This is a genomic window from Bradyrhizobium manausense (assembly GCF_018129685.1).
In the GTDB taxonomy this organism is placed as follows: domain Bacteria; phylum Pseudomonadota; class Alphaproteobacteria; order Rhizobiales; family Xanthobacteraceae; genus Bradyrhizobium; species Bradyrhizobium manausense_D.
The window spans coordinates 96,047-117,042 of the sequence record NZ_JAFCLG010000009.1; the positions used below are offsets into that span (position 1 = coordinate 96,047).

Here is a 20,996-nt window from a genome sequence, read left to right on the forward strand (position 1 = left end):
GGAAATGGGCCGGCGCGTCTGCTAGACGACTGGCGGCTTGTCCTCGCGCTTTTTGCGTTGGCCGGCGACCTCCGTGTCGCACGAGGCTTTTGGGGAGGCGCGCGTTCGTGCGCCCCGCCCCATATGCATGACCATCCGCGACCGCATCGACCTTAGCTCGGCTGCGCGGTGCCATTGATGACTGCCTACGACGAGAAACGGATTCACGTGCGTCATTCCAGAAAATTGCGTTCAGCAGCCAAGAACTCGCTCAACAAGAGCTCACTCAAGAAGAGCTCACTCAAGAAGAGTTCACCAGTCAAAAGCGCGGCCAAGAAGCGCCCGCCGGCCAAGAGCCCGACAAGCAGACGCGCCCCGGGCAAGACATCCGCCAAGCAAAGCAAGGGCGCGCCGCGCGCCGCGATCTCGTCGTCCTCGCCGCTTGGCATGATGGCGCTGCATCTGCTGGCGCAGTGGAAGGACTCCGGCCGCGGCGGCCTCGTGTTCCTCGCCGAGAGCGAGAACCGGGCGGAGCGGCTCGGCAGCGTCATTCATGCGCTCGACCCGTCCTGCGACGTCCTGGTGTTTCCGCGGCTGAACACCCTGCCGTTCGATCAACTGGAACCATCGCGCGAGATCGCCGGCCGCAGAGCCTCGGTGCTGCGGCGCCTCGCGAAGTCGAAGCAACCGATCTTCCTGGTGTCCACGGCCGAAGCCGTGATGGAGCGCCTGCCGGCGCCGGCAAGCCTGCTCCGCACGAACACGAGCCTGAAGGTCGGTGGCGCCTTCTCCGAAAGCGAGCTTCGCGTTCGTCTCGAACAGCTGGGCTACGATCTCGATGACGAGCCGGATTATGCGGGCGGCGCGCTCTTTCACGGCCAGACCTTCGAGATCTTTCCGGCGGGTGCGCTGGGTCCGTTCCGCGTCGAGCATTCCGGGCGCGCCATCAAGCGGATCGTGGCGTTCGACCCGCAGCAGCATGACATCATCTTCGAGACCAGGGAGCTTCTCGTCGATCCGATGTCGGAGCGGCTTGCCATGTCGGGCGCGCGGGCCAAACGCGCGACGCTGTTCGACTATTGCGGCAAGGCGAGGTGGATCGCGGATGCCGCCGTTCCCGTGCATGCCGATGCCTGGCTGAGCACGATCGAGGAGGCCGCGGGCCGCGCCGACAGGGAGCGCGAATATCTCGGGCGGAGCGACTGGAAGCAGGCGACCCGCGGCATCAAGGTGCTGGCGCGCACCTCTGCGTTCCAGCCGACGCCGGAATTCTCCAAGCTGTCGTCGGCGCGCAAAGCCCTGCGCGCCTTCGTCGAGGACGCCAGGCACGACGATGCGCGCTTCATCCTCGTCGCCGCGATCGAGGAGGATCTGCGCGCGATGGAGCGGATGAGCGGCGTCAAGGCGGAGCGGGTCGCCGATTGGACGGAGGCCGAGGCGGCGTTCCCGCGCGATGTCGCCCTGCTCGCCGATCTCGACGCCGGCTTCGCCATTCCCGGCAAAAAGCCTGCCGTCGTCCTCACCGCCACCGACGTGCTTGGCAGCCGCGCGCATCATCCGCAGCCGATGGCGCGAAGCTGGAACGCCGCGTTTGATCATGCCGATGTGCCGGAGCAGGGCACGGTCGTCGTGCATCTGCAGCGCGGCATCGGCGTGCTCGACGGCCTGCAGACCGTCAACACCGGTGGCGGGGCCATGCGCGAGATGGTCCGGCTGTCCTTCGCCGGTGACAACGCGGTCCTCGTGCCGCCGCCCGATCTCGCCCAGATGTGGCCCTACTCAACGGAGCGCGGCAAGCTCGCGCTCGACAAGGCGGATGGCAGCACATGGTGGGCCCGCCGCAGCGAGGCCGAGCAGGAGATCCGGGCTGCCGGCAAGGTGCTCGCCAGGCACGTCAGCCAGCGCAGGCGGCGCAAGGCGCCAAAGCTGGTCCCGCCGGGATCGGCTTACGAGAAATTCGTGGCGCGCTTTCCCTATTTCCCGACAGTCGATCAGGCCAAGGCGATCCACGATGTGCTGGACGATCTCGCCTCCGGCCATCCAATGGACCGGGTGATCTGCGGCGACGTCGGCTTCGGCAAGACCGAGGTGGCGCTGCGCGCGGCCGCCGCCGCGGTGCTCTCGGGCAAGCAGGTGGCGATCGCCGTGCCGACCACCGTGCTCGCGCGGCAGCATGTCGCGACCTTCAGCAAGCGCTTTGCCCCACTGGGTATCGAGGTCGGAAGCCTGTCGCGCGCCGCCTCCAGCGCGGAGATGCGGCAGACCAGGGAGGGCCTGCGCAGCGGCCGGATCAAGGTCGTGGTCGGAACGCAGGCGCTCTCGTCCAAGGACGTGAAGTTCGACGACCTCGGTCTCGTCATCATCGACGAGGAGCAGCATTTCGGCGCGGCCGAGAAGGCAAGGCTGTCCGGGCTCGCCAGGAACGCACATACGCTCTGGATGAGCGCCACGCCGATCCCGCGCACGCTGGCCGCGGGCCTTGCCGGCTTCAGGGATCTCAGCGTCATTGCATCGCCGCCCGTGCACCGGCTCCCGGTCGCGACCAGGATCGCGCCGCTGTCGGATGCTGCGATCGCCTCGGCCTTGCTGCGCGAGCAGCGGCGGCACGGGCAGAGCTTTCTGATCTGCCCGCGCATCCAGGATCTGGAGCCGATGTTGGCGCGGGTCCAGGCGGTGGCGCCCGATCTCAAGATCGTCTGCCTGCACGGCAAATTGCCGGCCGACGAGATCGACGAGCGCATGATGACCTTCGTCGAGGGCAAGGCCGACGTGCTGCTGGCCACCAACATCGTCGAGAGCGGCCTCGACATTCCGCGCGCCAACACTATCGTGGTGTGCCGGCCGGAAAATTTCGGCCTCGCCCAATTGCACCAGCTGCGCGGACGCGTCGGGCGTGGCGGCATCCGTGCCTTCGCCTATCTCCTGACCGAGTCGGCCTCGGCGCAGTCGGAGAAGCGGCTCGCCGTGCTGGAGGAGTTCAGCCGGCCGGGCGCGGGCTTCGCCATCAGCGAACGCGACCTCGATCTTCGCGGCGCGGGCGATCTGTTCTCGGAGCAGCAATCGGGCCACGTCCACGTCTTCGGACCCATCCTCTACAGCCATCTGCTGAAGATGGCCTCGGAGAAGGTCGATGACGGCATGTCCGTGGTGTGGGTGCCCGATCTGAACCTGCCGGTCGCGGACATGCTGCCCGCGAGCTACGTGCAATCCGCTCCCGTGCGGCTCGAGCTCTATGCCCGCGCCGCGCGCTGCGCCAGCGAGGACGATCTGGAAGATCTCGAGGAAGAGACCTCGCGCCGCTTCGGGCCCTTGCCGCAGGCCGCGCGCGATTTCTTTGCGGCCGCGCGGCTGAGGCTTGATTGCAAGCGCAGGGGCATCATCCGGCTCGACGTCGGGCAAAGCGCGGTGGCTGCGACGTTCCTGCCGGGACGGCTGCGCAAGTCCAAGGGGAAATCGGCGGGGAAGTCCTTGCAGCGCGACGGCGATCGCGTCGTCTATCACAGCCCGACGCAGGGCGCCCCGTTCGAGCAGGTCGAGGAACTGCTGGAGCTTCTCGACGAGTCGTGAACCGGGGGCTTGGACCGGTCAAGGCCATGTCGGTTGCCGACGGCTAAGCGGAGGACACCTACTCGGCCAGAGTTTTAGCGGATTGGACCCGAAGGCGACTTCAGGAGCCCAATCTATAGACGCTCGAACCCAACTCTACCCTATCCGGAAAGCCGGCTTGGCCGTTAGGCTACCCCCCGAAGGTTGAGGCTGGAATGAAGCGAGCTTCATTTATTACACTGCTTGGAGCCATGGCGAGCTGGCCGCTCAAAGTCCAGGCGAGGTCCGTCCCCCGAGTTGGCGTCGCTCGGAGTGTGATTTCAACCACGTACAGTTCGATAGGCTCCGTTATTCTCTTTTTAGCGAGCTACACAGTGTAGCCGCACCAAAGGAGTAACGGACATGAAGACCTCAAGGATCGCTCTCTTCGCTTTTGCGACAATCGTCGGCATCGGCTCGCTAATCGGCTCCGGCCACGCGAAGGCTGGGGGCCTCGACTTTTTAAACCACATGAATCCGCAGTTCACGAACTGCGTAGCTGACACACGCGCCGGCATCTCTCCGCAGTACCGCGACCAGCCCAACGTTCATGATGCAGTCATAGACTACTGCGCTCGGAAATACCCTCCGCTCGGCAAGTGACAAACTCGATCTGCAACCATGCAAAAATTATTTGCCGATCCGCCTCGGTCACCGTTGCAAGAGCAAGCCCGCGGCCGTTACGCCGCCGGATTGATCTTGCAACCGCCGGCTCGGTGACCGGCGTCATTCTATGAAGGCACCATAATTCCGCGGACGCCCTCGCACTTGGAAGCCGGGCGGCTCATGCCTTGGCGGGCCTTTTCGGGTCGGACCGCTACAGGCGCCGGTTCAACAGCGAATCGTCACGCACAAACTAATTGCATGAGTCAGCGATTGGTCCATCTGCGAAGTTGCAGCGCGCCTGACTTCGATCCGACCACCCATCCCAACGGCAACTTGCCATATCAGACCGGCGTCCAAGTCGCCTTCTGTGGCTAATCCAGCCTTGCTCCGGTGTTCCGACGCAGCGCGCGGCGCGAGCATGGAACTCCAGCCACATGGCGCAAATGCACCTAGCCCGCGTGCCGTTGTCGCTAGGGCGCGACACCGAGCCGCTGCAAGCCTTGACGCGCGGCCGTACGGGCCGGATCAAGAGCCAGCGCCCTCCGGAAATCGGCGATCGCATTGTCGCGGTCCTTTTTCCTCTCAAAGAGCAGCCCGCGCATGAGGTAGGCGAAAGCGTAACGCGGGTTCAGTTCGATTCCTTTGGTGAGATCAGCAATCGCATCATCGAACTTTCCCATTTTGCCATAAGCGGAGCCGCGCTCGCCGTATGATCTGTAGAATTTCGGGTCGACCTTGATCGCAGTCGCGTAGTCGGCTAACGCCAAATCGGTGAGACCCTTGTCGTCATACACATTCGCCCGCGATACATAGGCGACGGCAGCCTTGGGCTCCAACTCGATCGCCTTGCTGAGGTCGCCGAGTGCCCGGTCATAATCCTTCTTGCGATAGTAGGCGACGCCCCGATTCACGTATGCAAACGCGAGGGTGGGAGACACCGAGATCGCCGTCGTATAATCGGCGATCGCGAGATCACTCTGGCCGCTATCATCGTAGGCGTTGCCGCGCGACGTATACAAGATGGCATCCGGCTTCAGGTTGATCGCGTTCGAAAAATGCGCGATGGCTTCGGCATAATTGGACCGGAGATAGGCAGCCATTCCGACCTGGTACTCGCTGGCGGCATCTGCGAATGCCACACAGCCGCCAGCCACCAACAAGCTCACGGCCAGCATCAGAACCCGCATTGCCAATTGCCCTGTCGTCGCGACATGAAGCCGGCGATCAGCTTGATGAGCTCGGCTTGCAGACGTCTGATGACCGGCGGCTTGGATTCAGCCGCCGGCCACGCTTTCAGTCAACGCAGACTCTGACCCGATGCGCGTTGCTCAATCGTCGTCCCTGTCCCCACGCTCAAAGAGTTCCGGAAGAACGCGTGTGCCTTCTTTCCGGACGGAGTCCAGCGCGTGGGTGGGAAGCCCGAGGGCGCGCAGGATGGTCGGCGCGATCTGGGTCGTATGCACGAGCTCGTCGACCTTGCCGCCTTCGACGGAAGGTCCCGCGACGAGCAGGGCCACATGGGTGTCGTCCAGCGTTCCGCCACCGTGCTCGGCAATCTTCTTCTTGCTGCCCGAATAGATCACGCCGTAATCGGGCTGGATGAAGATGTCGGGCGCCCTGGCGGCGGCGATCGAGCCGGGGACGCGGGGATCGCCGAAGATATCGGCGAGCGCGTCACCCGAGACGATGTTGGAGCCGAAGATCGTCCCTGTCGGCAGCGTGCCGGCATGGATCGGAATTGCATTGTTGTGCAGGCTGATCACGGCCTGCTTCACATCCGCCGGCGTGTTGGGTTGAAGCCAGACGATACCGACGTCGTCCGTCTGCAGGTGGCCGCCTTGCGCATATTGGTTGCCGCTGTTCGGGTTGGTGAACGCGGAGAAAGTCTGGTCGACAGGCGCGTTGATGACGTTGCCCGGATCCACCACCGTGTGATCAGGTGCCTGGGTCGCCTTGGCCTCCATCTGCAGCTTGGTGGGATCGATCGGCGACTGGCCGTGCTTTGCCGATACGATGATCAGCGTGTCCTCGAGCAGGTCCCGCGCCTTCAACGCATCGATCATCCGCTTGATCGAGGCGTCGGTGTGCGCGATGGCATGGGCGAGGATCGGCTTCGGCGCGAGTTGTGCGTCGTAACCGCCGGCCACCAGCTTCTCGCCAACGCTGACCGCCTGGAAGTTCATGCCGAAAATCGCCGGTGCCCGGCCGGTCCAGGGCTGGCCTTCGGCGCGTTTCCCGTTGATCCAGTTGATGACCGCGTTGACCTTGACGTCGTCATAGGCCTCCTGGGTCGGTGCGCAGTCGACATATTGCACCGGAACAACGTTGTTGAATGCCAGCGTCGAGTTGGTCGCATCGCATTTGCCGGCGGGGCCCGCCAGATCAACGCCGTTTGCGGAGGACGGTCCCGGCGGGTTTGCGGTGGCGATGTTCGAGTTGATCTCGGGCGTGTAGAGCTCGTCGATATTGGGCGCGCCGACATACGGGCCGTTCGCGATGTCGTAGGCCGGATGCTTGTCGGACCAAGCCGTCTGCAGGCCGGCTTTATGGGCGACCCCGAAGATCGTGTTCACCTTGATGAAATCGTGCGGGAACACCTTCGTGCAGCTGCCGTCGGCATGTTTCTGCTGAGGCAAAAAGGCCGGGTTGATGCCGCCGCTGAACAATTTGGTCGAGTCGAAATCGAGCGACTCGTCCAGCACGACTTCGGTTCCCGCATTGCCGCTGCAACCGGTCGCAACAGCCGGGAGCTTTCCGTCCGGCGAGAACAGGGTGCGATCGTAGCTGTCGTCATAATAGACGCCGGTCGTTTTCGGTGTTCCGCCCGTCAGTTGCGCGAGCAAGCCGGGGAATGAATCGGAGGGCGTGGTGGTCCGTGCGTTGGTATAGGTGAGGCCGCGGCCCGCGAGCTTGGCGAGGGTCGGGCAGGTGCCTTTTTGCAGGCAGGTCGCCAGATCGTGCTGGTGGAAGCCGTCGATGCTCAGGAGAAGCACGTGCCTGACGCGGTGGTGATCGTCTTCCGCGCGGCTTGCCTGCGCGAAAAGCATTTGAGAAGCGAGCACACTCGCGATCGCGCCGGTCGACAGCAAATAGTTACGATAGTTTCGCACCACGTCGCCCTCCCTGTTATTTGGCCAGACAAGAATTCAGTGCGGTTGGAATGAGCTCCACTGAACGGCGGCAACGCTACTCTTCGACAGTTGACGCCACGATGACGTCTCCTTGCAGATTTGATGACCGTACCCAGCGCGGTGATGTGATCGCTGGGATCGACGGACGCAGCGCGCGGCTGCTGCCCTGAAACGCCGTCGGTTTTTGTCGCTTGAATACTCGTGCGGGCTCAGAGCGAGCTGCCGCCGCAGATCACGAGCTGCTGGCCGGTGATGGCGGCGGCTTCGTCCGAGAGCAGGAAGGCCACGGCGGCCGCGACTTCTTCCGGCTGAATGAAGCGGCCGATCGGCGGCAGTTTTGGCGCGACGTTGGCGCGCATCGGGTCCTTCAGCATCGGCGTCTGCGTTGCTGCGGGTGCGACCACGTTCACCGTGATGCCGCGCGGCGCGAGCTCGCTCGCCCAGGATCGCGCCATCGCGACCAGCGCCGCCTTGGTCGCGGCATATTGCCCGCGGCCGGCGGCGCCGGATGCGGTGCGACTGCCGATGAAGACGATGCGCCCGCCCTGTGGCAGAATGGGTGCCAGCGCGTCGGCGAGACGCCCGGCGACGTCGACATGCAGCCGCCACATCGCAGCGCCGTCGTCATGGTCGAGCGATCCGAGCGGGCCGACCTTCAGCAAGCCCGCGGCGTGAACCAGCGCGGTCGGTGCGAGACCTGCGACGGCGCGCGCGATGGCGTCGACCTCGTTGAGGTCCAGCGCCAGATGCGCGAACGCCGGATGGTCGAACCTGACAGGCCGGCGGCTGATCCCGGTGACGCGCCAGCCGTCGCGCAGCAGGCGCTCGACGATCGCTGCGCCAATCCCCGAACTGGCGCCCGTGACGAGCGCGTGCGGCCGCTTGTCCATCACGTCAGTCCTTCACCACAGCCTTGCACCTCAACCCTGCTGCACCCACGCTTCGCTCACGCGGACATATTTGATCGCGCGGCGATGGAAGGTAAAGGCCATGTGGATCGCGCCGTCGGCGGTCTGCTTGACGCTGGGATAGGACAGCTCGCGATTGGTCTGGTCCCGCGAATTGTTGGTCATGCAATAGCCGTCGCCAGTCTCGACGTTGCGCTTGCGCCAGCTCTGTCCACCGTTGGTCGAGATGGCCAGGGTCATCGGCGCCCGCGGCGCGCCCCAGAACGCGGTGCGTCCGTCGGCCTTGTGGCCGTCGCCGGCGAGCACGGGCGGAAGGTCATCCTCGATCTCGTCATAGAGCGACAGCCTGCGCCCGGTTGCGTCCCTGGCGCTGGAATCGTTGAACACCAGCGCGAGATGACCATTGCCGAGCCGCGTCAACTGGATCGAGGAATTGTTGTTGGGAAGCGCGGTTGCTTCAGGCGCCGACCAGCTGCGGCCGTGATCGGTGGAGCAGCTCTGGTAGATGTTGTCGGCCCAGCGGCTGCGGTACATCGCGAGCAGCGAGCCGTCGTCGAGGCGCGCGATGCTCATATGCACGCAGCCGCGGCTGCCGGATACCTCGATATCGCGCCACGTCTTGCCTGCGTCGGACGAGAGCTTCACCGCGCTGGTGTCTTCGTCGCCGTTCCATTTCCGGCCCGGCGTGCTGTGGCAATAGAACACGGGCAGCAGCCAGTCGCCATTGTCGAGCACGACGATCGGCTGGCGGATGAAGGTGCCGCGTCCGCGATGCTCCGGGAACAGCGTCTCGATCGGACCCCAGCTGTTGCCGTTGTCGCACGAGAGCCGGCGGCGGATGATGGCGGTGTCCTGGTTGCCGGCGAGCTGCGCCGTCCACATCAGCCACAGCGTGCCGTCGGGGGCAGGGAACAGCACCGGGTTCTGCTCGGAGCGGCCGGAATCATCGGACAGCTTTTCGGCGCGCGACCACTGCGTCGCGCCGCGCGGCAGCCGCGAAAAATACACCGAGATATCGGACATGCCCTCCTGCGTGCCGCCGAACCAGACGCAGGCGAGATCGCCATTGGCGAGCGGCATCAGGTTGGCGGCGTGGTTCTGCACGCAAGGCGAGGGAATGAAGGCGTCGAACCTGTTGGGATCGCCGGCCGCCGGGCGAACGGCGCCGTCGGCCGCGATCTCGCGTTCGATGGTCGCGACCTCGGTACCGATGGTCATGTCGACGTCCTTTCGACGAACGCGTTGGGCTGCGCGGCCTGCGGGGCGGCAGGCGCGTGGCCCATCGCCAGGCGCTCGATCGCCATCACCAGCAGCGGCGTCACCGCGGCGATGTACATGTTGTCGATGCCGAAGGGATTGCCGAGCACGTACCAGACCGTGGTCGAGACAGCAGCGCCGATCAGGCCGGCGGTGGCGCCGCGGTTGCTGGCGAACAGCGGCAGGTAGAAGCCGGTCATCGCCACCATCGTGATCGACAGGCGCAGCGCGCGGGTGAAGAACGACAGTTTCAGGATCTCGGGAATGAAGAACACGAACACCAGCGGCACGATCGCGATCAGAACCGAGAACACGCGCGTCATCTTCAACTCGCGTTCGGGCGTCGGCTTCCAATAGGGGACGTAGAAGTCGCGCACGACCAGCGAAGCGATCGCGAGAGCCACCGTGCAGACGCTGACGAAGATCGATGCCACCAGCGAGGTCGTCACGAAGGCGGAGGCCAGCGGCGGCATCTTCTCCAGGAACACCGGCAGCGCGTAGAGGCTGTTCATGTCGGGGTAGAGATATCTTGCGGAAACGCCGATCAGCGCGAGCAGAAGGCCGAGCGGGAGGCAGAACGCAGCCGCGTAGTAGGTCGCCTTGCGGGCGTCGTCGGCGCTCGGCGTCGAGGAGATCGCCTGCACGATGAACTGCGTCGAGAAGATCGCGCCGACGGTGCCGAAGGTCCAGGCGAAGATGGTCGTAAAGCCGATCTTGCCGTCCCAGCTGAAATAATAAGCCGGAAGCTTGGCCTGCATCGGCGCGATGCCGCCGGTCAGCGACATCGCAACCGCGAAGATGATGATGATGCCGACGACCTTGAAGGCGCTGTGCAGGATCGTCACCCAGGCGACGCCCTTCAATCCGCCGAACACGTAGTAGAAGGTCGAGACGGCAGCGATGATGCACATTGCCACCGGCAGGCTGACATGCAGCGAGGTGGCGATCGCGGCGGCGCCGCTGACGTAGTTGCCGACATTCACCAGCAGCAGCGCGTAGATCATGATCACCGACACGGTGAGCATGGTCGACTTGCCGTATTTCTGCGCGATCGCCGCGGATATGGTGTATTCGCCTGAGTTGTAGAGCTTCTTCACCATCAACAGGCCGAACAGCAGAAAGCCGATCGAGGCGCCGAGCACGGCCCAGCCCGCGGCCATGCCTGACTGGAACGCTTCCTGCGCCGTGCCGACGGTCGATTTGGCGCCGACGAATTCGCTCATCATCAGCACGCCGACGACCACGGCCGGCATCGCGCGCGATGCGGTCATGAACTGATCGCTGGTCCGGCTGCGCAGCTTCAGCGTGAGCCAGGACGTGAAGGCGATGTAGGCGACGATCATCGCGATGACGAGCGTGCTGTCGCCGTTGAGGATGGCTTGCATCGGTGACGTTTCCTCTGGTGGCGCGGGCGCGGTGTTGTGAACCCGCTTAGTCCAGCCAATACGAATGTTCGGAATGCGAACAATTGTTCTTTGAGCTAATTAAACCTGCTCGGACGCCGTGCGTCAAGCGCGCGCGGTCAGGAGGTTCCAGGCTGGGGCGTGTGCTCATCACGCCGCGATCGGGTGGTCTCCGAAAGCGGACTTGCCGTTCGTCAGCTGCCGCTTCGGTTCAGGGCCTATGAGCAGGCCTCCGTTGGAGGAGGCGCAGCTTTTTCAGGCCACGTCCTCATTCGCCGACAGCGCGGTCTTGGCGACCTCGGCCATCCAGTGTGAGGCGACCGGCAGGATCGCGTCGTTGAAATCGTAGCGTGGGCCGTGCAGCTCGGCGCCGTCGCGCAAGGGTCCGTTGCCGATCCACACGAACGCGCCGGGCCGTTGCTGGAGGTAGAACGCGAAATCCTCGCCCGCCATGCTCGGCGCGAGGTCGCGCCGCACGGGCGCCCGCACCTTCTCCGCGGCGATGCGCGCGAAGCCGGCTTCATCAGGCGTGTTGGCGGTGACGCCGACGCCCATCACGATATCGGGCGTGACCTTGACGTCGAAGCTCGTGGCGATGCCGGCGCAGATCTCGCCGATCCGTGCGAGGATGATGTCCTTGACGTGATTGCGGTGATGCCGCAGCGTGCCGCGGATCACGACCTTGCCCGCGATCTGGTTGGCCGCGGTGCCGCCCTCGATCGCCGACAGCGAGAGCACGGCGGTGTCGAGCGGATCGACGCTGCGCGACACGATCGATTGCATCGCCACGATCAGATGGCCGGCCGCCATCACGGGATCGCGGGTCAGGTGCGGCATGCCGGCGTGCCCGGCATGGCCCTCGATGGTGATGGTGATGCGTCCGCCGGAGGCCATCACCGCGCCGTCATGGACCGCGATGGTGCCGGCTTCCAGGCCCGGCCAGTTGTGAAAGCCGAACACGCGGTCCACCGGGAAGCGCTCGAACAGCCCGGCCGCGACCATCGCGCGCGAGCCGCCAAATCCCTCCTCGGCCGGCTGAAAGATGAAATCGACGGTGCCGCTCCAGTCGGTATCGGCCGCGAGCAGCGCCGCGGCGCCGAGCAGCGAAGCGGTGTGCCCGTCATGCCCGCAGGCGTGCATCACGCCGGGCGTTGTCGAGGCATAGCTGAGCCCCGTATCTTCCGTGATCGGCAGCGCGTCCATGTCGGCCCGCAAGCCGACGCGTCCCGCGGCGGTCCCGCGCGTCAGCGTCGCGACCACGCCGTGGCCCCCGATATTGGTCTCGAAGGGAATGCCGAGCTCGGCGAGCCGCTCCTGCACGAAGGCGGCGGTCCCCTTTTCCTGGAGCGACAGTTCGGGATGCGCATGCAGATGCCGGCGCCAGGCGGTCAGTTTCTTGTGCAGTTCGGGGGGCAAGGCGGGAACTTTCGAATGGTGACGGCTGTCGCCAGTGTAGCCTGATATCCGCACCCCGCATCAAGCCCTGGCGAATGCCTCGCGTGCGGCCATGCGCACCACTCCCGTCATTCCGGGGCGCGACGACGTCGCGAGCCCGGAATCCATCGGCCACTGAGATTGCCGCGCAATGGATTCCGGGTTCGCGCCAGGAGGCGCGCCCCGGAATGACGGGTGATGGGTGTCACGCCAGCTTCGCCAGCCCCTTCCAGTCGAAGCTGATGCCGTGGCCCGGACGGTCCGGCGCCAGGGCCTTGCCATCCTCCAGCACCAGCGGATGTTCGATATATTTGTCGAGCCCGAAGCCGTGGGCCTCCAGATACGACCGGTTCGGGCAGGCTGCGAGCAGATGCACGGTGATGTCGTGGGCGCCATGGCTGGTGACCGGCAGGTTGAACGCCTCCGCCAGTCGCGCGACCTTCATGAAGGCGCTGACGCCGCCGCAATTGGTGACATCGGGCTCCGGATAGGACACCGCGCCTGATGCGATGTAGTTCTTGAACTCCCACAGCGAGCGCAGATTTTCGCCCGCGGCGATCGGAACGCCGCCGGCCTGCATGATGCGGGCATGGCCGGCGACATCGTCGGGGATGATTGGCTCTTCCAGCCAGGTCAGGTCGTAAGGCACGAAGGCGCGGGCGGCGCGGATCGCTTCCTCGACCGTCCACTTCATGTTGGCGTCCGCCATCAGCGGAAAGCCGTCGCCGAGATGCGCTCGCATCGCCGCGACCCGCGCGATGTCCGCTTTGAGATCGGGCCGGCCGACCTTCATCTTGATGGCGCGAAAGCCTTTGGCGAGATTGCCGTCGGTCTGCTTCAGGAGCGCCTCGACCGAAAGATCGAGATCGATACCGCCGGCGTAACAAGGCACGCGGGCATCGAATCCGCCGAGCAATCGGTACAGTGGCAGTTTGGCGCGCTGCGCTTTCAAATCCCACAGCGCGATGTCGAGCGCGGACAGCGCCAGCACCGCCGGCCCGCCGCGTCCGCCATAATGCAGGCCCCACCAGACATGATGCCAGATCGCTTCGGAATCGTCGGCCTCACGGCCTTCGACCAGAGGCGGAATCTCGCGCTTCAAGATATCGGCCACGGCGCCGCCGTTGCGTCCGACCGTGTAGGTGTAGCCGACGCCTTCGGCGCCATCGGCATCGCGGATGCGGCAGGTGATCAACTCGAACGCCGACATGTCGCCATGCGTGGAATCGGACAGCGTGACGGGGAGAGGAATCCGATAGAGGGCGGATTCGATATGAGCGATACGCGGCATGTGGCCTCCCTGTATTTTCTTTTTCGTAGGGTGGGTTAGCCGGCGGCTGCGCGAAGCGCAGGTCGCTGGCGTAACCCACTCTTTGATCTCCGCAGCGGCAGAAGTGGTGGGTTATGCCGAGCAGATGCGCGGCGCGCATCTGCAGGGCTAACCCACCCTACTGTCCCTCCCTCACCGCATCGTCGCGAGCTGCAGCGCCAGCGCGCAGGCGCGGTCGTATTCGTCCAGATTGATCCACTCGTCGATCGTGTGTGCCTCGTTCTGGCCGGCGCCGAAGGTCACGGTCGGAATGCCGTGGCGGACCATCCAGTTGGCGTCCAGGCCGCCATTGGCGGCGCGGACGTTCGGCGTGCCGCCGACCGCGGACACCGCCTCGATCGCGCGCTTCACGACGGGCAGATTCTCCTTCATTCGGAATGGATAATAGTCGGTCTCGGCCTTGAACTTGACCTTGCCCGACTGGCCTTGCGTGTTCGTGACCTTCTTGGCGGCTTTCTCGAACGCGGCCTTGTAGGCCTTCGTGATCTCCTTGAAGAACTTGCCGTCATGGCTGCGGCTTTCGCCGCGCACATGCACGTAGTCGGTGACGACGTTGGTGGCATCGCCCGCGGGCCGGCCTTCGCCGCCGGTGACGGGGCCGATATTGCTGGTGCCCATCCGCGCGCTCGCGCCCTTGCCTTTCACCACCTTGCCGAACCAGCCGCCGGCCTTCACGTCGGCCAGCGCCAGCGCCATGATCATGGTCGCGGAGATGCCGCGCTCCGGCGCGACGCCGGCATGCGAGGCGCGGCCGAAGATCTCGACGGTCCAGCGGTCGGCGCCGACCGCGCCGATCACGACGTTGGAGGCCGAGCCGCCGTCATAGTTGAACGCCATCGCCGGCGAGCCGAGCTCGTCCAGCTTGACGTGGCGCGCGCCGTAGAGCCCGCTCTCCTCGCGCACGCAGAACAGCAGCGTGATCGGCGGATGGTCGAGCTTCTGCTTTTCGAGTTCGGCCGCCAGCGTCACCAGCACGCCGCAGCCGCATCTGTTGTCGCCGCCGAGCGCGGTCCTGGCTTCGTTGACGATCTTGCGGCCGGATTTCTTCGGCTTGGCGCCGGCGCAGAGCGGCACGGTGTCCATATGGGTCATGAACATGATGCGCGGCTGGTTGTGCAGCGCGCCGCGGCCGGGCAGGTCGACGATGAGATTGCCGGTTTCGGTCGGCACGGGAATGCGGGTGTTGGCATCGTCGAGCCGGATCGCCTTATCAGGCACGCCGCTCTCCTTCAGCGCGGCGGTGAGCTCACGCCCGATCGCCGCCTCCTGTCCGGTGACGCCTTCCACGGAGAGGAAGCGCATGAGGCGGTCGGTGGCGGCTTTGGTGTCGACGGGCATGAGGCATTCCTTTGATGCGCGGACTGGCAGGGTGGGTTAGCTGATGCGCGGCGCGCATCTGCTCGGCGTAACCCACCACTCTGGTTTCCGCAGTGACGGAAGTGGTGGGTTACGCTGCGCTAACCCACCCTACGAAGTTGCCGAGGTGTAAGTCAAAAAGATCATCACACCCACGAGCAGCATCGCCGCCATGAACAGCAGCACCGCAGGTAGCCCCGCGAAGACCGCCACCGCGCCCGACATCGACTGCATCAGGGCGGTGCCGAGGAAGAAGGCGAGGTTCACCGCCGCCAGCGCCTTGCCGGCGGTCTGCGCATCGACCAGTTGCCGGCACATGCCGAACAGCAGCGGCTGGGCCGAGGTCGCAAGGCCGATCAGCACGAACAGCACGAGATCATATTGCGGCGGCATGACTGTTACGCCGAACAGCCATGCAACCGCAAAATGCGGCGCGCCGAGCGCCATCAGCACGACCAGCGCCGCCGCGACCATGTGCGTAGCGGCCACCAGTTCGCGGCGGCGGCCGATGCTGCGATCGACCATGCCCATCAGAAGCGGGCCTGCGATCATCGCCAGCGTATAGGCGCCGAGCTGGTTGCCGGCCTCGACCCGCGACAGGCCCTTGACCTGCATGAGCCAGGGTCCGCCCCACAAGCCGCGCAGCACCAGCGAGGTCGCCAGCGACACCAGCGCCAGCGCGATCAGCCCGCGCAACGGGCGAGACAGGCCGAGCCTGAGCACCTCGATCATCTGCGACAGCGGCAAGGCATCGTCCTTGTGCTCTGCCTTCTGGTTCGGCACCAGCACGTAGACGGCGAGCGCCACCACGACGCCGCCGGCTGCGGCGATCCAGAACCCGGCGCGCCAGCCGTACTGATCGATCACGAAGGCAAGCGGGCTCGACGACAGCAGCATGCCGATATTGCCGATCGACAGGATCGCGCCCGACCACAGCCCGAACCGCGCCGCCGACAATTGCTTGGCCGCCAGCGTCATCGGGCACATCAGCATGCCCGAGGTCGCGATGCCGAGCAGCAACTGCCCGAAGGCAAAGCTCGAAGGCCCCGTGGCAAGGCCGGACGCGATTGCGCCGACGATGGTTCCCGCAAGCAGGCTGAGGGACACCGGCCGCACGCCAAAGCGGTCCATCGCCGCACCAACCGGGATCTGCGAGGCTGCAAAGGCGAAATGATAGACCGAGGTGAGGCTCGCCAGCGCCTGAGGCTGCACATGGAAATCCGCCGCCATCAGATCGAGGCTGAGCGCAGGGATGGTGCGCAGCAGCGTCGACAGCATGTGCCCGCAGGCCAGCGCCACCAGCGCGAAGATCAGCGCGCTTGTGCCATGTCCCGCGTCGTCGTTGGCAACCGCACTCATCAGCGTCCCGTCCCGGCAATGGTTTTCGAAGGGTTTTCGTCGGGTTACATGATCGGGGCAGGCGTGCCAATGCCGGGAGAGGGCGGCTTATCGCATGGCCCGCCAGACCTTGGCGGCACAGCGTGCCGTCGCGGCTTCGCTTTGACCCGACCTTGAATGGGCATCTGGCGACCACACCCACGCTGTGCTTTGATCGTGTCGTAACGCTGGGCGAGGGCGATATGAAAATCGAGGGCAGCTGTCACTGCGGTCAAGTGACTTTTGAGGCGGAAACGGAGACCAACGAGTTTGGAATTTGTCATTGCAGCGAATGCCAAACGTTGACGGGCACGGCCTTCAACACCGCCTTGCCGGTTTCGGCGGCCAAGTTTGTGCTCTTGAGTGGCACGCCAAGAACTTATGTGAAGACCGCCGAACAGAGCGGCAGGAAAGTATTGCGTGCTTTCTGCGGCAATTGCGGCTCGCCCATCTACCGGCATTCCTTGCTCGATCCGTCCATTCTCAGGATAGGCGTCGGGTCAATCAAGCAGCGCAGAGCTTTCACGCCAGTTCGACAGATCTGGAAATGCTCGGCATTGCCGTGGGTAGACACCATCGCCGATCTTCCAACGTCCGAGAGAAATCCCGAGAACATCAATTTACAGGTCAAGTAATTGAAAGCCACCCTCTGGCCGATGAGCGACTGGGCCAGGGCGACATCATCGCAGATGTTAGCGCGGACTTGCAGAAGCCGGGTATGCGGATGGCGCGCAAATATCTGGCCCATTGGGGGGACGCACACATGATCGCAAGGCTTGGACGCATTCTTCTTCTCGCTGCATTCGCGGCATGCGCCGCGCTTGGCACCGCTCGCGCGGCAACCGTCGTCGCGCTTGGCGCCAGCAACACCTTCGGAAAAGGCGTCTCGCGCAGCCAGGCCTATCCCGCACAGCTCGAAGCGCTTCTCCGTGCGCGGGGGCTTGGCGTCCGCGTCATCAATGCCGGCGTCAACGGTGACACCACGGGAGGCATGCTGGCCCGGCTGGATCGCGTGGTGCCGAAGGGAACGAGCGTCGTCATCCTCCAACCCGGCGGAAACGACCGGAGGAAGCTGGCCGCCGACAACACGCCCGCCATCCAAAGTCGGCTAGCCGCGATGGGAATCAAGGTTGTCATGCTCCCGAACGGGATACTGCGCGGCCTGCCGCATCAACCCGACGGGCAGCATCTCACGCCGGAGGGCTATCACATGCTGGCGGAGCAACTGGTCGGCGAAGTCGCCTCGGCATTGGGCCGATAGAGTCGCGTCTCTGAAACGCCGGCGCGGTTCGCAGGCCCACCAGCACATGGGTGCGCCGGAATCGATCGATTCGTCGTGTAATTCGTCCTCGGCACGGAGAATAATCTGCCCGGCGCGGCCGCGTGGCTACGAATACGCGGCCAAATTGCGCTGGATCAATCCTGCCTGTTTTTCCCGGTCTAGGCTGCCTGCTCGGGAGGAACGAAATGCTGGTAAGGATCAACAGGGCGAGCGACCGTCCAATTGACGGACCTCTGGCGAAACTCGCGGGGGAGCGCAGCTTCTCGAGCGCATTCACGTATCGGAGGGGAACCGAGATATTCGGCGAGGGTGAAGAGGCGGAATACGTCTACCAAATCACCTCCGGATCGGTGCGGACCTACAGGCTGCTGCTGGACGGCCGGCGCCAGATCAACGCGTTTCATGTGCCGGGCGATATGTTCGGCTTCGAAAATGGTCCAACTCACCGCTTCACTGCGGATGCCGTCGTCCAAACGGACGTTCGCATCATGAAGCGAAACAGTTTGCTGGAGTCGCTTCCGGGCCGCGAGATGGGCACCAAGGCGCTGATCGGCATGGTCACTCAAAATCTCCGGCATGCCGAGACTCACATGCTTCTGCTGGGCCGCAAGACGTCGCTCGAAAAGGTCTCGGCGTTCCTTGTCGAGATGGACGAGCGGTTGGGGCATCCCGGCACGCTGACGTTGCCGATGAGCCGCCGCGATATCGCAGACTATCTCGGACTGACTCTGGAGACCGTCTCGCGAACGCTTTCCATACTGCGGGACAGGGAATTGCTGCGGTTCGAAGGGACGACCCAGCGATCGATCGAGTTGCTCGACCGCGACGGACTGATCGAATTGAACGGCTGATGCGCCCAGTGCGAATGGCGCTGTCGGCGTCCGAGGGGGGAGGATGCGAAATGACGCTTCGTCGATTGCTGCGCGGCTCCTCGGTGCCGCCCGAGACGATCGCAGAGCTCAACCTCGCTTACGGCAAGATCCTCCGCGCTGAATCTCGTCGACCGCGACGATCCCGTGTCCGAGATCGTCGCAAGGCGGATCATCGCGATCGCCAATACCGGCGTTCGCGATCCCAGGCAGATTTGCAGGGTGGCGGTCGAGCAGCTCGAACCGCGCCAGGGGCTCCGAAAGGCGCCGCCGCCGGCACACCCTGTTGAGATCAATCAATAGCCGGCCGATCTCCGACGCCAGGCTTCGGCCGGGAGATGCATCATGAATGCACTGATGGAGGAAGTCAGGCACAGCCCGCTGCTGTGGTTGCTGGTCTTTGTGCCTGTGGTGATCGTCGCCGCGCATGTCATGCCGGATGCGCACACGCTGCTTTTCGTGCTGGCCGTGATCGCCATCGTTCCGCTCGCGAGCCTGCTCAGCCACGCCACCGAAGCCGTCGCCGAGAAAACGGGAGACGCCGTCGGCGGCCTGTTGAACGCAACGCTCGGCAATTTGACCGAGCTGATCATCGCGGTATCGGCCCTGCGCGCCGGCGAGTACATGCTGGTCAAGGCGTCCATCGCGGGCGCCATCGTCACCAATGCGCTGTTCATGCTGGGAGCATCGCTGCTCCTGGGCGGACTGAGGCACCACGTGCAGGAGTACAACCGTGCAGGGGGACGGCTGCATTCCGCGTTGCTGCTGATGGCGACGATCGCGTTGTTGTCGCCATCCGCGGTGGCGGACCTCAACTTTCCCGGAATGGAGGCGGTTGTCCACCGCCTGAGTGCGGCGTTGGCTGTCCTCCTGATCGTGGCCTACGGCCTCAGCCTGCTGTTCTCGCTGCGCACGCACAAGGAGCTGTTTGCCAGTGGCGAGCATGGCGAAGCGGGCGGGCCGGCGCTGCCGATCGCGGTGGCGGTTCCGACATTGCTGGTGGTGACGGTGCTGGTTGCGCTCGTCAGCGAGATCTTCGTCGAGTCGGTGCAGAAGGCGGCCGAGACCCTCGGCATGACGCCGGCGTTTGTCGGCTTCATCGTGGTTGCTCTGGTCGGTGCCGCCGCCGAGATGGCGGTCGCATTCTCCGCGGCTCGCCGCGACAGGCTCGACATGAGTGTGAGTATCGCATTGGGCAGCGCGTCCCAGATCGCCCTGTTCGTGGCGCCCGTGCTGGTGCTGCTCAGCTATGTCGCCGGGCCGAAGCCGATGGACCTGCAATTCTGGCCGGGCGCGGTGACCATGGTCATGATCGCCACCGTCGTCGCAAGCTTCGTCACCAATGGCGGACGGTCAGCCTGGTTCGTTGGTGCTCTCCTGCTGTGCATCTACGCCATTTTCGCGATGACGCTCTACATGGTGCCGCCGGGCTCGCATGGCCCGTTGTAGGGGCGAACCGGCAGGTGTCAGCCCCGGAATGAGCTCACTTGAACTCCAGAAGCAGCTGTCGCGCTTGACGGAGCAAAGCCTGTGTTCGAGTTCGCTCGTCGATCGCGTCCCGGGTCGACAGTCCATGCTTTATCGCATTCCGGTTTCCCCACGGCGCGCCCGATCCCGCGGCGCCTCCATGCATGCGGCAGCGCGCCTTTCCGTACGCAGCAGGCGCGCGGCAGGAGCCGCCGGCGCGGGTCCTGGCCCCGCAACGCGGGCTCGCCCGCATCGCGGCGGTGTTGCGGGCGTGGCTCATGCGGTGACGGCGTCCACCAGGCCCGGCTGCGCCGCGATCAGGCTCGCATGCTGCGTGAAATGACCGACGACGGCCTTGCCGCCATCCTGCACCGACAAATTCTGCACCGTGATGGGGCAGGCGCCGTTGCTGCGATGGCGGTTCAAGGCCTCCATCTGCGCCGAGAAGGTGCGCGACAGGCGAGTCAGGGCGCGCGTCAGGCTCTCCTGCTGCGGCACGTCGTCGGTGCAGGCGAGGCGAGCGGCGCAGCGCATCGACGCGAGGTGGATGCCCACCATCTGCGCCGCCAGCATCGCCTCGAGCGATTCCCTTGGCGCGATGCTCTTGAGCATCGAGACCATGAAGGAAAGATTGCCCTGGTCCGGCCTGCGCCCCGTCGCGCTCGCTTTCACCAGCTGGCTCAAGAGGCCCTGCAGCGCGTCGCTGTCGACGACGCCGAGCGCCTGGGCGAGCAGCGTCTCGCTGGCCTTCGGGTCGGGGTGCACGATCACCGTGCGTCGGCGGCGGAGCTTGACCCGCGGGCTTGCGATGGTCGCGGCGCGATCGCCGGTTGCGATGGGCATTGTCTCGGTGCGGGTCAGGGATGTCGTCATGCGATGAGTCCTTAGCTGCGCAGGTGCGACGGCGCGCGGCGAGCAAAGCCGGTCGCGCGCCTGCCTGCGGCGGTTGAGATTTCAGATGTGATGAGGTGTTCTCGCGCAGCCGGATCGAGGCGCGCCCATGAGCGGGCGC

At 65.0% G+C, this 20,996-nt stretch carries 18 protein-coding genes; 7 read left to right on the forward strand and 11 right to left on the reverse strand.

All coding sequences use genetic code 11. The annotated features are described in order from the left end of the window. Positions 1-177 precede the first annotated feature (177 nt). Together JQ621_RS21745 and JQ621_RS21750 are read left to right on the forward strand one after the other, a co-directional pair. Positions 178-3,546, forward strand: coding sequence for a DEAD/DEAH box helicase (locus JQ621_RS21745; protein WP_409334240.1), 3,369 nt, complete (start codon positions 178-180; stop codon positions 3,544-3,546). Positions 3,547-3,927: 381 nt separating this feature from the next. Then, positions 3,928-4,167: a hypothetical protein gene (locus JQ621_RS21750; protein ID WP_212236721.1), complete on the forward strand. Its 240-nt coding sequence runs from the start codon at positions 3,928-3,930 to the stop codon at positions 4,165-4,167. A 473-nt stretch (positions 4,168-4,640) separates the two neighbouring features. On the opposite strand, the gene JQ621_RS21755 is transcribed toward JQ621_RS21750, so the two are convergent. The 9 genes from JQ621_RS21755 to JQ621_RS21795 all read right to left on the reverse strand — a co-directional run bounded on the left by JQ621_RS21755 (position 4,641) and on the right by JQ621_RS21795 (position 16,348). Then, positions 4,641-5,357, reverse strand: coding sequence for a tetratricopeptide repeat protein (locus tag JQ621_RS21755; RefSeq protein WP_212236722.1), 717 nt, complete (start codon positions 5,355-5,357; stop codon positions 4,641-4,643). A 141-nt stretch (positions 5,358-5,498) separates the two neighbouring features. Next, positions 5,499-7,280 carry an alkaline phosphatase family protein gene (locus JQ621_RS21760; RefSeq protein ID WP_212236723.1) on the reverse strand — a complete coding sequence of 594 codons (1,782 nt, stop codon included), beginning with the start codon at positions 7,278-7,280 and terminating at the stop codon, positions 5,499-5,501. Positions 7,281-7,510: 230 nt separating this feature from the next. Then, positions 7,511-8,191 (reverse strand): SDR family NAD(P)-dependent oxidoreductase, encoded by a 681-nt coding sequence (locus JQ621_RS21765; RefSeq protein WP_212236724.1) that lies wholly within the window; start codon positions 8,189-8,191, stop codon positions 7,511-7,513. A 30-nt stretch (positions 8,192-8,221) separates the two neighbouring features. After that, a complete protein-coding gene (locus JQ621_RS21770) occupies positions 8,222-9,427 on the reverse strand; it encodes a sialidase family protein (RefSeq protein WP_212236725.1) in 1,206 nt (401 codons plus the stop codon). Next, positions 9,424-10,851, reverse strand: coding sequence for a sodium:solute symporter family protein (locus tag JQ621_RS21775; RefSeq protein ID WP_212236726.1), 1,428 nt, complete (start codon positions 10,849-10,851; stop codon positions 9,424-9,426). Before JQ621_RS21775 ends, JQ621_RS21770 begins: the two co-directional genes overlap by 4 nt. Positions 10,852-11,124: 273 nt before the next feature. Then, entirely contained in the window at positions 11,125-12,285 is a 1,161-nt protein-coding gene (locus JQ621_RS21780; protein WP_212236727.1) for an amidohydrolase, read from the reverse strand. A gap of 223 nt (positions 12,286-12,508) precedes the next feature. Next, positions 12,509-13,594 carry a mandelate racemase/muconate lactonizing enzyme family protein gene (locus JQ621_RS21785; protein WP_212236728.1) on the reverse strand — a complete coding sequence of 362 codons (1,086 nt, stop codon included), beginning with the start codon at positions 13,592-13,594 and terminating at the stop codon, positions 12,509-12,511. Positions 13,595-13,765: 171 nt separating this feature from the next. Beyond that, entirely contained in the window at positions 13,766-14,971 is a 1,206-nt protein-coding gene (locus JQ621_RS21790; RefSeq protein ID WP_212236729.1) for a M20/M25/M40 family metallo-hydrolase, read from the reverse strand. A gap of 129 nt (positions 14,972-15,100) precedes the next feature. Then, entirely contained in the window at positions 15,101-16,348 is a 1,248-nt protein-coding gene (locus JQ621_RS21795) for an MFS transporter (RefSeq protein ID WP_212236730.1), read from the reverse strand. A 122-nt stretch (positions 16,349-16,470) separates the two neighbouring features. Here JQ621_RS21795 and JQ621_RS21800 point away from each other — a divergent pair, with 122 nt between their 5' ends. From JQ621_RS21800 to cax, 5 genes are all read left to right on the forward strand, one after another. Further along, positions 16,471-17,001: a GFA family protein gene (locus JQ621_RS21800; protein WP_312015431.1), complete on the forward strand. Its 531-nt coding sequence runs from the start codon at positions 16,471-16,473 to the stop codon at positions 16,999-17,001. Continuing rightward, positions 16,914-17,627: a GDSL-type esterase/lipase family protein gene (locus JQ621_RS21805; RefSeq protein ID WP_312015432.1), complete on the forward strand. Its 714-nt coding sequence runs from the start codon at positions 16,914-16,916 to the stop codon at positions 17,625-17,627. Before JQ621_RS21800 ends, JQ621_RS21805 begins: the two co-directional genes overlap by 88 nt. Before the next feature lie 206 nt (positions 17,628-17,833). Beyond that, on the forward strand, positions 17,834-18,499 hold the full coding sequence (locus tag JQ621_RS21810; protein WP_212236731.1) for a helix-turn-helix domain-containing protein: 666 nt from the start codon (positions 17,834-17,836) through the stop codon (positions 18,497-18,499). Positions 18,500-18,664: 165 nt separating this feature from the next. Next, a complete protein-coding gene (locus JQ621_RS21815) occupies positions 18,665-18,820 on the forward strand; it encodes a hypothetical protein (protein WP_249125451.1) in 156 nt (51 codons plus the stop codon). Between the two features lie 42 nt (positions 18,821-18,862). Then, positions 18,863-19,966 carry a calcium/proton exchanger gene (cax, locus tag JQ621_RS21820; RefSeq protein ID WP_212236732.1) on the forward strand — a complete coding sequence of 368 codons (1,104 nt, stop codon included), beginning with the start codon at positions 18,863-18,865 and terminating at the stop codon, positions 19,964-19,966. Positions 19,967-20,000: 34 nt separating this feature from the next. Here the strand turns inward: cax and JQ621_RS35795 are convergent, their stop codons facing one another. Both JQ621_RS35795 and JQ621_RS21825 read right to left on the reverse strand, forming a co-directional pair. Further along, positions 20,001-20,264, reverse strand: a complete 264-nt coding sequence (locus tag JQ621_RS35795; protein ID WP_312015433.1) for an HGGxSTG domain-containing protein — start codon at positions 20,262-20,264, stop codon at positions 20,001-20,003. Next, positions 20,261-20,857: a hypothetical protein gene (locus JQ621_RS21825; protein WP_212236733.1), complete on the reverse strand. Its 597-nt coding sequence runs from the start codon at positions 20,855-20,857 to the stop codon at positions 20,261-20,263. The genes JQ621_RS35795 and JQ621_RS21825 overlap by 4 nt, the downstream gene beginning before the upstream one ends. Positions 20,858-20,996 lie beyond the last annotated feature (139 nt).